Below are 15,042 nucleotides of genomic sequence, written 5' to 3' on the forward strand. Positions count from 1 at the left end.
GCGCTCAGACCGGGTCCCAGGGGAACACGTCGCGCGAGAGCTGCAGCGGGGTAAAGCTGCCTTGCAGCATCGGGATGGCGCGCTCGACGCACGACTCGACGGTCCAGCCATCGCTGTTGTGCGCGGTGCGGATCGGGCGCGGCTGCGAGAACAGGTAGATCTCGTTGTTGCGCACGCCGAAGATCTGGCCGGTGATGTCCTTGGCCTGGTCGCTCAGCAGCGCCAGCGTGAATGGTGCGATCTTGCCGGCCTCGAGGCGCATGTTGATCTTCATCCGTTCGGCCGCTTCGGGGGTGTTGGTCGGAATGCTGCCGACCATGCGCGTGAAGGCGAACGGCGCGATGCAGTTCGAGCGCACGTTGAACTTCTGCATGTCCACCGCGATCGACTTGGACAGGCCGACGATGCCCAGCTTGGCGGCCGCGTAGTTGGCCTGGCCGAAGTTGCCGATCAGGCCCGAGGTGGAAGTCATGTGCACGAAGGCGCCGCTCTCCTGCGCCTTGAAATGCGGGGCCGCGGCGCGCGCCATGTTCCAGCTGCCCTTCAGGTGCACGCGGATCACGGCGTCGAAGTCATCCTCGGTCATCTTGTGGAAGATCACGTCGCGCAGGTTGCCGGCGTTGTTGACCACGCCATCGACGCGGCCATACAAGTCCAGCGCCTGCTGGATGATCTTCTGCGCGCTGGCCCAGTCGGCCACGCTGTCGGTATTGGCCGCGGCCACGCCGCCGGCGGCCTGGATCTCCTCGACCGCCTGCTGCGCCGGGCCGGCGCTGCCGCCGGAGCCGTCAATGTTGACGCCCAGGTCGTTGACGATCACGCGCGCGCCCTGGCGCGCGGCCTCCAGCGCAATGCCCTTGCCCACGCCGGCGCCGGCGCCGGTGACGATGATGACTTTTCCTTCAAGCAGGCTCATGGTTGGTACTCCGGTAAGGATGGGTTGAACTCAGTGGGGACACATCGGGGAATGCCGCGCACGACGTCGCGCCGACCGGGGCCGGCGCGATGCCGGCGGCGAGCGCACCGGCAAAGTCATGCACGCGCGGCTGCAGCAGTGGCACGCGCGGCTCGCGCACGTAGTCCGGCGCGGCCAGCCACTCGGGGCAGCCGGGCGCGCCGGCGAACTCCGAGTACGCGCCAACGATGCAGCCGCGCACGCCGTCGTCGCCCAGCAGCGGCGCGACGCGCGGCAGCCCGTCCTGCATCGCCACCGCGGCGCAGGCCGCGCTTTCGGCGGCGCAGGCGGCTACCGCCTGCGCGCTGCTCTGCGGCGCCAGCGCGACCACCTCGGCGCGGCAACGCAGGATCGCGTGCCATGCCATGGCGAACTGCGGGCAGTCATGCATCAGCAGCAGTACCCGGTCGCCGCGCCGCACGCCCAGGTGCTGCTGCAGGTAGCCGGCGAGCGACAGGCTGGCGTCGAGCACCGCCTGATAGCTCAGCTGCCGGCCGTGGTACACCATCGCCATTTCGTCGGGGCATGCCGCGGCCCGGGCTTCGAGCTCGCGCAGCAGGCTGCCGCGCGGCTTGAGGTAGGGAGATCGGGTCGGAGTGGACATGGCGAGGCGATGGACGAAGGTGCTGCCGATGGGTCCATCATTGCCTGCCCGCCGCGTGCAAGCACTCCCCGACGCGGGTGGCAGGCGTGCAACGGAGCTTATTGGGGGGGGGGGACGCAGGCGGGCGGGCCGCCGCCCGCGCACTCAGGCAGCCACGGCAGCCGCCGATGCCGAGGCCGCAAGGTCACGCAGCCGCGCGGCCGCGCCGCCGCGGCCGGCCACTCCCAGCTTGGCGTAGATATTCTTCAGGTGCCACTTCACCGTTTCGGCCGAGACATTGAGCACGCGGGCAATTTTCTTGTTCGACATCGCCTGCGCCAGCAGCTCGAGGATCTCGCGCTCGCGCTCGCTGAGCGCGCCGATGCCTTGATCCGGACCCGGCTGCCGTGGCCGCACCGGCGGCGGCAAGGCCTCCGCCGTGCCCTGCTCGGCCAGCAGCCGGCGGATGTAAAAGGCCAGCACCGGGTCTTCACGGCCATCGTCGCCCTCGCAGCCTGCCTGCGCCAGCGGCGCCAGCCCTTCTGGCGAGCCGCCGGCGGCATCGAGCAGTGTGCGCGTCAGCCCCAGCCGGTGTCCCTGGCGCATGGCCGCGATGAAATCGCGGCGCGCCGCGCGGGCCTGGCCCAGCCCCCGCCGCGCCAGCGCCATCTGCAGGCGCAGCCCGGCTGCGCCGACCGCTTCCGCACCGGTGCGCGCCTCCGCCAGCTGCCGTGCGCGTTCCACCGCGACGGCATAGTCGCGGGTGTAAAGCGCCATCTCGAGCCGGGCGCGCGCGGCCACGGCAGCGGTGCTGGCCGCCCGCAACGGGCCGCCGTCGGCGCAGCGCGCGGCGAGCGCCTGGACCTGTTCCAGCGCCAGGTTGGCCCGCTCGGTCTCGCCCTGCTGCAGGTGCCGGCGCAGGCGTTGCGCCAGTGCCTCGGCGTGCAGCCGGTCCAGGCCATAGCGCCCGGCGTAGGCCTCGAGCCGCTCCAGGCACGCCAGCGCCTGCGTCCGCCGCCCCGCCAGCCAGTGCGAGCCGGACAGCACCACGCAGCCACGCAGCACGACTTCCGGCAGCGACACGCGCTCGAGCAGGCCCAGCCGCGGCTCCAGCAGCTGGCACGCGGCCTCGGTCTCGTTCAGCTCATACAGCGCGTCGGCCAGCAGGCAGGCCGCCATGCAGGCCAGCCCGGCATAGGCGGCGCCGCAGCGTTCCGCTTCTTCCATCACTTCGCGCATCAGACGGCAAGCCTCCTTCAGGCGGCCCTCGCGCGCCAGGCTGATGGCCTGGATGCAACGCCCGAGCTGACCGCTGCGCGGCGCCGGGGCGCGCTCATTGGCCTGGTCCAGCACCTGGCGCGCCAGGTCGTAGTCGCCGCGCATGGTCAGCAGCCACGACACCACATTGCCGCGCGCATGCCAGGCGAAGTCGTCGGCGTCGGGCGGCGGCTGCCACAGCGCGGGCAACAGCGCGGCGGCTTCGTCTTGGTTGTCGAGCTGCACCGCCAGCCCGGCCCGCAGCAGCCGCACCGAATAGCGCTCGCACGGCCGCAGGGCGTGCGGGCCGGTTTCCATCCGGTCGAGGCTGTCGCGCAGGGCGTCGAAATCGCGGCTGTACAGCTGCATGTAGGCCAGCACCACGTGCAGCCCGAAGCGCCGCCGCACCTCTTCGACCGGCAGCGCGCGCAGCAGGCCGCCCAGCTGGACCAGCTCGCCGCGTTCCAGCAGCGCCTGCGCGCAGCCCTGCACCATCCCGGCGGCGGCGTCGACGTCGCCGGCACGCACCGCATGGAAGACCGCATCGCCGATCTCGCCGCGCGCCTCGAACCAGCGCCACGCGGTCGCGTGCAGCGCGCGCAGGCCGTGCGCCTGGCCAGCGCCGTGCGCGACCAGGCGGTTCAGCAGCGTTTCCCGCAGCAAGGGATGGATGCGGTACCAGGTCTCGTGGTCGTGGCTGCCGACCGCGTTGATGAACAGGTTGTCGGCCACCAGCCGGCACAGCCGCGCCTGGATCTGCGGCAAGGGGCGCGCATCGCCCAGGATGGCCGCGCACAGCGGCGCGCAGAAACGCTGGCAGACCGCCACGCGCATCAGCATGTCGAGATCGTCGGGCTGCATCCGCACCAGCACTTCACGCTCGAAATAGCTGGCAAAAGCCCGCGCGTCGCGCACCTGTGCCGGCATCATCGGCGGCGCTTGCGTGGCGCCGCCGCGCGTGCGCAGGTCGATCGCGAACAGCTGCAGGCCGGCGACCCAGCCATCGGTCAGCGCATGCAGCGTGGCGGCCACGCCGCTGTCGACCGCGCCCAGCTGCTCGCGCAGGAAGCGCTCGGATTCCCGTGGCGTAAAGCGCAGGTCGCGCATGTCGAATTCGGCCAGCGTGCCTTGCAGGCGCAGCCGTTCCTGCGACAGCACCAGCGCGCTGCGCGAGCTGAACGCCAGGTGCAGCGTCGCCGGCGCATAGTCGAGCAGCCATTGCAGCGCCTGCAAGATGCGCGGGTCGGCAACGTGGTGCAGGTCGTCGATCATCAGCACCAGGTCGCGCCGGCGCCGCGCCAGTGCCTGCACCAGCGTGATGACCCACAGCTCGATGGCGGCGTCGTCGCACGCACCGGCAACCAGCAGCGCGGCCTCGCGCACCGCTGCGGGGTCGACCTCGGCAATGCTTGCCAGCAGGCACTCGAAGAAGCGCGCGGGCTCATTGTCTTCCGGCGCCAGCGTCAGCCAGCAGACGTCGTAGCCCAGCTGCAGCATGGCCTTGCGCCACGCCATCAGCGTGCTGGTCTTGCCGCTGCCGGCCTGTCCCTGGATCACCACGCAGCGCTGGCGGCGCGCCTCAAGCAGGCGCGCCATCAGCGCCTCGCGCGGCATCAGCTGGCGCGCGCCGCGCGGCGGCAGCACCTTGTCGCTGGCCACCTGCCAGGCGCCGCGCCCCGCCGGCAGCCCGGCATCCAGGCAGGCCGGGGCAGCGGACTGCGCCCCCGCAGGCGGCGGCTGGAGCGCCGGGTCTGTCGCCTCCGCCATTTCGGCCACCTCCGCCATCGCCTGCCGCGGCGGCGCGGACACGGCCGTGCCGGCCAGTCCAGCCGCGCGCCAGTGCCGCGACACGCTGGCCGCGCTGACGCCAAGCTCGGCAGCGAGGCGCCGGGTGCTCCACGGTTGCGCCGCGCCGGGCTGGCGCTCGCTCGCCAGCGCCACCAGCCTGGCTACATCGACCTTGACCGGCGGCGCGCCGCGCGGCAGGTCGTTGACGATGCCGGCCACGCCGGCCTGCGCATAGCGTTCGCGCCAGCGCGCCACCTGGGCCCGGCCGATGCCGAGCCTGGGCGCGATGGTCTTGTTCTGCTCGCCGCTGGCGGCCAGCAGGATGATGCGCGCGCGTTGCGCCACGCGCGATGCGCTGCCGGCGGCGGCGAGGGTTTCAAGTTCGGTGCGCTCCTGTTCGCTCAGGAGGATGGGCGGGGCAACACGCATGGACAGCCTCTGCGGATTGACGGGTGGGACTGCGGCAGCGCGCACGCGGGGCGCGCGCGGCCGGACAACGAAGGCGGGCGGGGGCGCTACGCGCGCCTCAGTCGAGCGTGGCGCCGGCCCGCTCGATGGTGGTTTTCCACTTGGTGCGCTCGGCGCGCACGAACGCGCCGAAGGCGTCGCCGCTGAGCGCGAGCGGCACCCCGCCCATGCGATGGATGGCCTCGATCGCGGCGGGATCCTTAAGCACACTTGTCACCGCCGCCTGCCACTTCGCCACCACCGGCGCAGGCGTGCGCGCCGGGAAGAACAGGCCGATCCACGAGGTCGACTCCGCGCCCGGGTAGCCCGCCTCGGCAATGGTCGGCACCTGCGGCAGCGCCGGCAGCCGGCTCGCGCCGGTCACGGCCAGCGCGCGCAGCTTGCCGGCCTGCACCTGCGCCAGCGTTGACGCCGGGTAGTCGAAGGTCAGGTCGACCTGCCCCGCCAGCAGGTCATTGATCGACGGCGCGCTGCCCTTGTACGGCACGTGCACGAACTTGACTCCGGCGAGCGTCTGGAACAGCTCGCCGGCTAGGTGGCTGCCCGTGCCGTTGCCGGCCGATGCCACCGTCAGCTTGCCGGGATGCCCCTTGGCATACGCCACCAGCTCCCTGACAGATTGGTACGGCAGCTTGCCGTTCACCACCAGCAGGTTGGGAATCGACACCAGTCCCTGCGCCGCGACGAAATCGCGCGCCGGGTCGAAGCGCAGCGACTGGTACAGGAACTGATTGCTGGCCATGGTGCCCTGCGTGCCCATCAGCACGGTATAGCCGTCGGGCTCGGCACGCGCGACCACTTCGGTGGCGAGGTTGCCGCCGGCGCCCGGCCGATTGTCGACCACCACGCGCACGCCATGGTCGCTGGTCATCCTGGCGGCGACCAGGCGCCCGAGCTGGTCGGTAATGCCGCCCGGGGTCCCGGGTACCACCAGCGTCACGGGCCGCGATGGATAAGCGTTCTGGGCCAGCGCCGACGGTGCCGCGAGCGCCAGTGCGCCGCATGCCAGCAGCAGGGCTTGCGCGCCAGCCGCTGCGCGCTCCAGCAACCTATGGATACGGGGGGTTCGGTGGGTCATGGACTACGTCTCCTGTCTGCTTTAAGTGCCGATCACTGCCCTTGCATGGCAGATGACCTACGAAATACTGTATTGACTTTTGGTATATCGTAGCCCATAACTTGTCACTACGCCAATACGTAGATATCTACCGTATGTCGTAGATAACTTCTCGCCACAAAGCACTTATTTGTTTCACTGCAAGCGGCCCATATGCCGCACGCGTCCGGGCTACCCCCCTTGGTCGAGTGGGGCCATTACCGGGCCGCAGCACGACACTGGGCCACACAGCGCGGCAATCCTTGCGCCCCGCAACTTTCGAGGCAACACCATGCAGTTCCCCCACCCAGCTCACGCCAGTTCCCCAGCGAGCCAGCTCCCCACCAGGCCGGCCGCCGCGGCTACCCAGGCACTCACGCCGATGGAGCGGCTGATGGACCTGCTGCACGAGGTGCGCCAGTTCAGCCGCCAGTTGCAGCGCAGCGCACGGGAAGCGGCCGCGCAGGCCGACCAGCGTTCGTATGCCGAGGCCCTGGGCGCGCTGCTCGACAGCCGCATGCAGTGCGCCGATGCGCGCATGCGGATCGTCTGCTACGCCTGCGCCGCCGAGCTGGGCCTGTCGCTGGAACTGCAGGCTGAGCACTGCCGGCAGGCGATGAGCGGCGGTCTCGGCTTTCCGCTGCGCGTGCTGTTCTGGGCCGCGCACCGGCGCATGCGCGCGGCACGGCGCAGCCCTGGCGCGTGGCGGCAGCCGCAACGCTGATCTTCCTTTTCTTCGACGCGTGCCGGGGCGCAAGCCGCGGCGCCAAGCACCCATGCCAAACACCACGCCTACCCGCCAGCCGATCCACGTCCGCCGCATCACCTGCACCGGCTACGAACGCAGCGACGGCCTGTTCGATATCGAGGGCGAGATGCAGGACATCACCCCTACCGGTACCGACCTGCTGTTCAAGCTGGTGCCGCCGGGCGCGCCGATCCACCACATGCGCATCGTGCTGACGGTCGACCGCGACCCGCTGATCCATGACGTCAGCGCCAAGATCGATGCCGGGCCCACCGAGTCCTGCCCCGACATCACGCCGGCCTATGCCGGGCTCAAGGGCCTGCAGATCCGCGGCGGCTTCCGCCAGCAAGTGAAGGCGGTGGTCGGCGGCGTCAACGGTTGCACTCACCTGACCGAGCTGCTGGGGCCGCTGGCCACCACCGCGATGCAGACCACCATGGCCGTGATGCGCCGCGAGCGCAATGGCCGGCGCCTCGACGCCGACGGCAAGCCGATCCCGCGGCCGATGCTGATCAACAGCTGCCACACCTATCGCGAAGACAGCGCGATGGCGAAGCGGCTGTGGCCCGAAGGCCGGCGCGCAACGGCTGGCTGAACCGATTCGACAACCACAAAGGAGGAGACTCATGCATGGACTTGCCATACGGGCACGCCTGAAGCTGTTCGCTGCGCTGGCCGGGCTGGCGCTCGCGCTGCCTGCGCCCGCCGGCGCCCAGACCTACCCGGAGCGCCCGGTGCGGATCGTGTCGGTCACCAGCGCCGGCACCGGGCTCGACGACTACACCCGGCTGCTGGCGCGCTACCTGGGCCGGAAGCTGGGCCAGAGCTTCGTTGTGGAGAACAAGCCCGGCGCCAATATGATCCTGGCCAGCGACCATGTCGCCAAGGCCGCGCCGGACGGCTACACGCTGCTGTTGTCGGGCTCGGGCGCCATGGCCGCCAACCCGTTCCTGTACAAGCGGCTGCCGTATGACCCGCTCAAGGACTTCGTGCCGGTGGCGCGCATGTCGGCGCTGCCGGTGGCGGTGGTGGTACCAGGTACCTCGCCGTACCGCACGGCGGCGGACCTCGTCGCCGCTGCACGGGCCAAGCCGGGCACGCTGAACTACGGCACTTCCAGCACCGGCTACCGCACCATCCTGGCGGCCTTCAACGACGCTGCGAAGATCCAGACCGTCAGCGTGCCGTACAAGGCCGCCAGCAACCTGCTGACCGACCTGATGGCGGGCGTGGTCGACTATGGCGCGCTCGAGGTCTCGGCGGTGGTGCCGCATGTGCAGGCCGGCAAGCTGCGCGCGCTGGCAGTGGCCTCGCCCACGCGCGTGCCGGTGCTCAAGGACGTGCCGACGGTGGCCGAAGCCGGCATGCCCGGCGCCGCGTTCAACACCTGGGTGGGCCTGTTCGCGCCTGCCGGCACCCCGCCGGCAGTGGTCGACAAGCTCGCGCGCCTGACGCTCGAGTTCGTCAACTCGCCGGAAGCCGCAACCCATTACGCGGCGCGTGGCGGGGTGCCCTATCCCGCCAACGGCGCCGATCTGCGCAAGGTCATCATCGACGACCAGCAAGCGTGGAAGCGGATGATCGCGCTCGCCGGCATCGAGCCGGAATGATCGCCGCGCACCGCCCCGGATGCACCGCCATCCCCAACCCCACTCTCTGACCCACCAGGAATGCAAGCATGAGCATCAAAGGCAAGGCATACATCGTCGGCGCCTACGAGCACCCGACCCGCAAGGCACCGGACAAGAGCGTGGCGCAGCTGCACGCGGAAAGCGCCAAGGGCGCGCTCGAAGATGCCGGCCTGACGCTGGCCGACGTTGACGGCTACTTCTGCGCCGGCGACGCGCCCGGCCTGGGCGTACTGAACATGGTGGATTACCTCGGCCTGCGCGTGCGCCATGTCGATTCCACCGAGACCGGCGGCTCGTCGTACCTGGCGCACGTGTCGCACGCTGCGCAGGCCATCGCCATGGGCAAGTGCAACGTGGCGCTGATCACGCTGGCAGGCCGCCCGCGCTCCGAAGGCTCCAGCGGCACCAAGCCGCGCAACTGGGGCGACAACGTGCCCGACCTGCCGTTCGAGGCGCCGTTCAGCCCGCTTACCGTCAACATGTATGCAATGGTGGCGATGCGGCATATGTACGAATACGGCACCACGCCCGAGCAACTCGCCTGGATCAAGGTGGCCGCCTCGCACCATGCGCAGCACAATCCCAACGCCATGCTGCGCGACGTGGTCACAGTCGAGGACGTGCTGAACTCGCCGATGATTTCCGATCCGCTGCGCAAGCTGGACTGCTGCGTGGTCTCCGATGGCGGCGGTGCGCTGATCGTGGCCCGCCCCGAGATTGCCGCCAGGTTGAACCGGCCCCGCATCAAGGTGCTCGGTGCCGGCGAGCACGTCAAGGGCCAGCTCGGCGGCGCGGTCGATCTGAGCTGGTCGGCGGCGCGCGTATCCGGTGCCGCGGCCTTCGCCGAAGCCGGCGTCACGCCTGCCGACATCAAGTACGCGTCGATCTACGACAGCTTCACCATCACCGTGCTGATGCAGCTGGAAGACCTGGGCTTCTGCAAGAAGGGCGAAGGCGGCAAGTTCGTCGCCGACGGCAACCTGATCTCGGGCGTCGGCAAGCTGCCGTTCAACACCGACGGCGGTGGCCTGTGCAACAACCACCCGGCCAACCGCGGCGGCATCACCAAGGTGATCGAGGCCGTGCGCCAGCTGCGCGGCGAAGCGCATCCGGCGGTGCAGGTGCCGGACTGCGACCTGGCCCTGGCGCAGGGCACCGGCGGCCTGCTGGGCTCGCGCCACGGCAGCGCCACCCTGATCCTGGCGCGCGAATAAGCGCCTCGCACCAACAAGGCACCTTTCCCGATCATGACCACACCCTACACCCCGACCACCTACAAGGCCCCCTCGGAACAGCCCGACAATGCAGAATTCTGGGAAGCCGCGCGCGCAGGACGCCTGCTGGTGCGCCATTGCGACAGCTGCGGCAAGCCGCACTGGTACCCGCGCACGCTGTGCCCCTTTTGCCTGGGCACCACGCAATGGAAGCAGGCCAGCGGCCGTGGCACCATCTACTCGTACAGCGTGACCCGCCGCGCCGGCCCGACCCCGTTCTGCATGGCCTATGTGACCCTCGACGAAGGCGTGACGATGATGACCCACATCGTCGGTTGCGACCTGGACACGGTGCGCATCGGCCAGCGCGTGCAGGTGAGCTTCGCGCCCACCGATAACGGGCCGCCGGTGCCGACGTTCCGGCCCCTCTAACCCCCACGGGGCAAACGCGGGGTGCGATGTGCCCGCACTTGCCCTGCTGGCTGCTCTCTCTACCGCCGTGGCCATCCGCCGGGAACGACCGCTGGTGCCCTCGGCTCTCTTCCGCGTACGACATTCATGACCAAGCTCACCACCCCCGCCTGCCTGCTGAACCCGCGCTCGGTTGCCATCATCGGCGCCTCCGACGATCCGGGCCGCATCGGCGGCCGACCGATTGCCTCGATGCGCAAGCAGGGCTTTTCCGGCCGCATCCTGCCGGTCAATCCGAAACGCGCCGAAGTGCAGGGGCTGCCCGCCTATGCCTCGATCGAAGACCTGCCCGAAGTGCCCGACGTGGCCATCGTCGCCGTACCCGCGCCGCAGGTGGAGGGCGTGGTCGCGGCGCTGGCCGCGCGCGGCGTGCCGGCCGCGATCCTGTTCAGCGCCGGCTTTGCCGAAGTGGCCGGCGACGGCACCGCCATGCAGGCCGCCGTGGTCGCGGCGGCGCGGCGCGGCGGCATGCGCCTGCTGGGCCCCAATTCGCTGGGGCTGGCCAACCTGCATACCGGCTTTATCGGCACCTTTTCCACCTTCGCCACCGTCAACGAGCCGCGCCCGGGCCGCATCGGCATCGTTAGCCAGTCCGGCGCCTACGGCAGCCACCTGGTGATGGCGGCGATGGAAGCCGGCGTCTATCCGTCCAGCATCGTCATGACCGGCAACGAATGCGACCTGACCGTGGGCGACATCGTGCAGCTGCTGGTGGAGGACCCCAACACCGATGTCATCGCGCTGTATTCCGAAGGCATCAACGACGGCGACGGCCTGGTCGCGGCGCTGCAGGCGGCGCGCGCGGCGCGCAAGCCGGTGGTGATGATGAAGGTCGGGCGCAGCGAGGTGGGGGGCGCGGCGGCGCGCTCGCACACCGCGTCGATCGCCGGCGACGACGCCGTGGTCAGCGCCGTGCTGGAAGAACTGGGCGTGGTGCGCGTGCGCGATACCGAGGAAATGCTCGACATCCTGCGCCTGGCGATGCGCGGCGTCTTTCCCGCCGACAACTCGCTGGGCGTGATCACCGTCAGCGGCGGCGCCGGCGTGATCGTCTCGGACGCGGCCGAGGAACTCGGCCTGCCGATGCCCGAAATGCCCGCCGCGGCGCAGGCGCGCATGCTGGAGATGCTGCCGATCTGCTCGCCGCGCAATCCAGTCGATACCACCGCGCAGTTCATCAACGACCCGACCCTGATCACTCCGTTCACCGAAGCCATGGTCGGCGAAGGCGGCTATCGCAGCGTGCTGGGCTTCTTCAGCTATGCCGCCGCGTCCCCCGCGGTCACCGACACCCTGCTGGCGCAGCTCGGCGAGGTTCGCCGCCGCTATCCCGACCGGCTGTACGTGGTGGTCGCGCGCGGCCCGGCGCAGATCCTGGCGCGCTACGAGGAAGCCGGCTTTACCGTGTTCGGCGACCCCACCCGCGCCGTCGCCGCGATCGCGGCCATGGGCCGCTTCGGCCGCGCCTTTGCCGCCGGCGCGCCGGCCCCGGTCCCTGCGCTGCCGCCAGTGACGCTACCCGCCGAAACGCCCAGCGAAGCGCAGGCCAAGCAGTTGCTGGCGGACGCCGGCATCCCCAGCGCGCCAGAGCGTGCCTGCGCCGATGCGCAGGCCGCCGTCGCGGCAGCGCAGGAGATCGGCTTCCCGGTGGTGCTGAAAATCCTGTCGCCGGACATCCTGCACAAGTCGGAGATTGGCGGCGTGCTGCTCGATGTGCGCGACGAAGCCGCCGTGCGCAGCGGCTTTGCCACCCTGCTGGAACGCGCCCGCGTGGCAGCGCCCGGCGCGCGCATCGAAGGCGTGCTGGTGGCAAAGCAGCTGTCGGGCGGCGTCGAATGCATCATGGGCATCAACCGCGACCCGGTGTTCGGCCCGATCGCGATGTTCGGGCTGGGCGGGGTCTTCGTTGAAGTGCTCAAGGACGTGGTGTTCCACCGCTGCCCGTTCGGCGAAGACGTGGCCGAGCAGATGATCCGCTCGATCAAGGGCGCACCGCTGCTGCTCGGGGCGCGGGGCCGGCCCGTGGCCGACATCGCCGCGCTGGCGAAGATGCTGTCGCGGTTGTCGGCGTTCGCGCAAGCCGCTGGGCCGCGACTGCAGTCGGTGGACCTGAACCCGGTGTTTGCGATGCCCGACGGCCAGGGCGCCTATGCGGCGGATGCGGTGATCGAAGTCGGGCAGCAAGCGCTGTAAGCAGTCCTGGCAAGCCGCCACTTGCTTGCTCCCTCTCCCGCTCGCGGGAGAGGGGTTGGCGTTAACCCGCCGCGCATAAGTGCCGGCGCGTGTGTGACGCAGCCGGAGATTCCCGATTTGCGTGCGTGTGTCTGACCACCTTGCCGCGCTGGCTGGGATGCGTGTCCCTTGGTCGCGCCGTGGGCGCCAGGTAAGCTTTTTAGGTCAGGCAGCTTGCCACTGCTTGCCGGGCGACTGTTTCAGACTTCCTCATCAAATAGCACCCCGAAATGGGTAGCGCGGACGCGGCGCGTGCGTGGTTTCCTTGCATCACGTACATAGCGTGCGTGAAGTGAACCCCCAGCAGGACGCGCCTCGCGCGCGGCCCCGGGAATCTAAAACAATGATGGAGGAGATAGCCGCACATGAAACCTGGACTTTATGCAGTGGCGGTACTGGGTACGCTGTCAGCATGGCAGGGCGCCGCGCTCGCGGCAACCAGCGTCACGCTGTATGGCGTGATCGACGTCCCGATCGAGTATGTCAACCGCGTGGCTACCTCGGCGGCCAACCCCAATGCCGGCGGCTCGCGCTTCGGCATGCCGGGCGTGGGCGGCCTTTCCGCTTCGCGCTGGGGCATGCGCGGGAGGGAGGATCTGGGATCGGGCAACGAGGCGCTGTTCGTGCTGGAGGGTGGCTTCAATCCGGACACCGGCGCCCAGCTTTCCAGCGGGCTGTTCAGCCGTGTTGCGATGGTGGGGCTGAAGAACACGGGACTGGGCCAGATCACGCTGGGACGGCAAACCACGAGTTTGCTCGACGGCCTGGTCAACTTCTCGCCGCTGCGCTTTGCCGCGACCTACGAGCCGGGCATCTGGTGGATGGGCGTGAACTATCGCCAGAGCAACATGGTCAAGTACACCGGCCAGTTCGGCGCGGTGCAAGCCGTAGCCCACTACTCCTTCGGCACCGGCGTGCCGGCGCTGGCCGCCGGCAACTTGCTGGCCAACGGCGGCGCTGGCGAGAATCCCGCCAGCCACAAGGACAACACCGCCTACGGCGCTTCCGTCATGTACCTGGACGGCAAGTATGGCCTTGGCATCGGTTATGACGAATGGCATCCGGCCATCATCAGCGGCCAGACTGCCAAGGTGCGCAAGGTTTCGGTAGGCGCCAGCTACTCCACGGGTCCGTTCAAGTTCACCGCCGGCTATCGCTGGAACAAGGCCGACTTCGCCAACGAGAACACCTTCCTTCGCGACGACTATTGGTGGGCTGGCGCCAGCTACCAGGTCACTCCGGCGCTGGGCCTGTCGCTCGCCTACTTCTACGCTGATGTCAAGCAGTCGGCGGCTACGCCAACGGGTGCCCCGACCAATCCGCCCAATATGCAGCAGTACACCTTCCTGGCTGACTACAACTTCAGTAAGCGGACCGACGTCTATATGGCGGTAGGCTACGCGCATAACGGCAGCCTGAGCTTTGACAGCGCCGCGACCGCGTACGCCTTCAACTATCCGTCGATGGCCGGGCAGAAAAACATGGTTGGCGTCATCACCGGCATCCGCCACGTCTTCTGAGCCCGCGCTCCACCCCATCCGCAGCGAATCGGCGAAGCAAAAAATAAGGGCCGCGCATCGAGCGCGGCCCTTGTGCCCTGCTACCTCGGGTGCTGGCTGCCAACGGTGCGCCCTCACATGCATACCGCCTTCCATTCCAGGAATTTGGCCATGCCCTGGGCCCCATACTCGCGCCCATTGCCGGAGCGCTTGAAGCCGCCGAACGGCGCGGTCAGGTCCAGCGGCACGAAGGCGATGGCGATGGCTTCCTCCTCGTCGTCATACGGAATCAGGCAGAACCCGATCGCCATGCCGTTGCCGACATCGGCGAACACCGTCGGCCGCGCCAAGAAGCCACGCGCGATACCCTCCGGACGGCCCGGCGCCGGCGTGCCGGGTTATTGTCGGCGAATGCCGCCGTCCGCATTACGGCTCACCTTCCGGCGGCGCGCTCCCGGGTCTCCTCGTCGACCATGGCCCGGAGCGCCGCGAACAGCGGTTCCGCGGCGGTGTGCTTCTGCCCGTAGCTGAGATTGAACGCGTAATCGAAACCCGGCGGATTCAGGCCCTGGTTATGCTGGATAAGGGTCTCCAGCTTGTCGAGCGCCTTGACGATCCGCGCTTCGCGGGATCCGGCGTATTCATAGTCTTCCCACAGCGCCAGGAACTCGGCCTGCAGTGCCTGTGGCAGTGTCTTGGTCAGTTCGACCAGGTCGGCGCGCTCCTGCTCCGACTTGCCTGGCGTGCCGGCCTGCTCGGTCGCCGGGATGTCGCCGTGCAAGGCCTCGCCCAGGTCGTGGATGACGCAGAGTTTCAACAACCGCGCCATATCCACGGCGCCGAGCTGGTCCGCAAAAGTGATCGCCATCAGGCACAGGCGCCAGGTATGCTCGGCGGTGCTCTCGCGCCGCCCTGTCGACGTATGCGCGCTGCGCAGGACGTTTTTCAGGCGTTCCGCCTCCTTGATAAAGGTGATGCGGCCGGCCAGCTCTTCCATGCTGTTCTCGCGAAAGACAAAGATCCGGGGATTTTAGCGTCAGGGAAGAGATCGCGTCGGCGCGGGGCGTCTCGCCGACGCTGATGCCATTGCCGCGCGCGGC

The 15,042-nt window shown here is 69.4% G+C and carries 12 protein-coding genes and 1 pseudogene; 7 read left to right on the forward strand and 6 right to left on the reverse strand.

The window, feature by feature from the left end:
* Nucleotides 1-4: 4 nt before the first annotated feature.
* The 4 genes from E5S69_RS02960 to E5S69_RS02975 all read right to left on the reverse strand — a co-directional run bounded on the left by E5S69_RS02960 (nt 5) and on the right by E5S69_RS02975 (nt 6,129).
* Complete coding sequence (locus tag E5S69_RS02960) at nt 5-916, reverse strand: SDR family NAD(P)-dependent oxidoreductase (protein ID WP_171513506.1); 912 nt, start codon at nt 914-916, stop codon at nt 5-7.
* Nucleotides 903-1,559, reverse strand: coding sequence for an AMP-binding protein (locus E5S69_RS02965; RefSeq protein WP_171513507.1), 657 nt, complete (start codon nt 1,557-1,559; stop codon nt 903-905). The genes E5S69_RS02960 and E5S69_RS02965 overlap by 14 nt, the downstream gene beginning before the upstream one ends.
* A 144-nt stretch (nt 1,560-1,703) precedes the next feature.
* Nucleotides 1,704-5,012, reverse strand: coding sequence for a LuxR C-terminal-related transcriptional regulator (locus E5S69_RS02970; RefSeq protein WP_171513508.1), 3,309 nt, complete (start codon nt 5,010-5,012; stop codon nt 1,704-1,706).
* Between the two features lie 97 nt (nt 5,013-5,109).
* The gene (locus tag E5S69_RS02975; protein WP_171513509.1) at nt 5,110-6,129 is read right to left on the reverse strand and encodes a Bug family tripartite tricarboxylate transporter substrate binding protein; all 1,020 of its coding nucleotides are present in this window, start codon (nt 6,127-6,129) and stop codon (nt 5,110-5,112) included.
* A gap of 310 nt (nt 6,130-6,439) precedes the next feature.
* Here E5S69_RS02975 and E5S69_RS02980 point away from each other — a divergent pair, with 310 nt between their 5' ends.
* The 7 genes from E5S69_RS02980 (at nt 6,440) to E5S69_RS03010 (ending at nt 13,963) form a co-directional block, all read left to right on the forward strand.
* Nucleotides 6,440-6,871, forward strand: coding sequence for a hypothetical protein (locus E5S69_RS02980; RefSeq protein ID WP_236901176.1), 432 nt, complete (start codon nt 6,440-6,442; stop codon nt 6,869-6,871).
* A gap of 52 nt (nt 6,872-6,923) precedes the next feature.
* Complete coding sequence (locus E5S69_RS02985; protein ID WP_171513510.1) at nt 6,924-7,490, forward strand: DUF2889 domain-containing protein; 567 nt, start codon at nt 6,924-6,926, stop codon at nt 7,488-7,490.
* Between the two features lie 31 nt (nt 7,491-7,521).
* Nucleotides 7,522-8,505, forward strand: a complete 984-nt coding sequence (locus tag E5S69_RS02990; protein ID WP_171513511.1) for a Bug family tripartite tricarboxylate transporter substrate binding protein — start codon at nt 7,522-7,524, stop codon at nt 8,503-8,505.
* A 68-nt stretch (nt 8,506-8,573) separates the two neighbouring features.
* Nucleotides 8,574-9,740, forward strand: coding sequence for a thiolase domain-containing protein (locus tag E5S69_RS02995; RefSeq protein ID WP_171513512.1), 1,167 nt, complete (start codon nt 8,574-8,576; stop codon nt 9,738-9,740).
* Nucleotides 9,741-9,773: 33 nt separating this feature from the next.
* Nucleotides 9,774-10,172 carry a Zn-ribbon domain-containing OB-fold protein gene (locus tag E5S69_RS03000; RefSeq protein ID WP_171513513.1) on the forward strand — a complete coding sequence of 133 codons (399 nt, stop codon included), beginning with the start codon at nt 9,774-9,776 and terminating at the stop codon, nt 10,170-10,172.
* Nucleotides 10,173-10,298: 126 nt separating this feature from the next.
* Complete coding sequence (locus E5S69_RS03005; RefSeq protein WP_171513514.1) at nt 10,299-12,404, forward strand: acetate--CoA ligase family protein; 2,106 nt, start codon at nt 10,299-10,301, stop codon at nt 12,402-12,404.
* A 404-nt stretch (nt 12,405-12,808) separates the two neighbouring features.
* The gene (locus E5S69_RS03010) at nt 12,809-13,963 is read left to right on the forward strand and encodes a porin (protein ID WP_171513515.1); all 1,155 of its coding nucleotides are present in this window, start codon (nt 12,809-12,811) and stop codon (nt 13,961-13,963) included.
* Nucleotides 13,964-14,076: 113 nt separating this feature from the next.
* On the opposite strand, the pseudogene E5S69_RS03015 reads toward E5S69_RS03010, so the two are convergent.
* Together E5S69_RS03015 and E5S69_RS03020 are read right to left on the reverse strand one after the other, a co-directional pair.
* Nucleotides 14,077-14,325 (reverse strand): annotated as a pseudogene (locus tag E5S69_RS03015) (aldehyde dehydrogenase family protein); the annotation flags it as partial.
* A 50-nt stretch (nt 14,326-14,375) separates the two neighbouring features.
* Nucleotides 14,376-14,939, reverse strand: a complete 564-nt coding sequence (locus E5S69_RS03020; protein WP_171513516.1) for an HD domain-containing protein — start codon at nt 14,937-14,939, stop codon at nt 14,376-14,378.
* Between the last annotated feature and the right edge of the window lie 103 nt (nt 14,940-15,042).

Origin of the sequence: Cupriavidus necator (assembly GCF_013141915.1) — a bacterium.
GTDB classification, from domain to species: domain Bacteria; phylum Pseudomonadota; class Gammaproteobacteria; order Burkholderiales; family Burkholderiaceae; genus Cupriavidus; species Cupriavidus necator_B.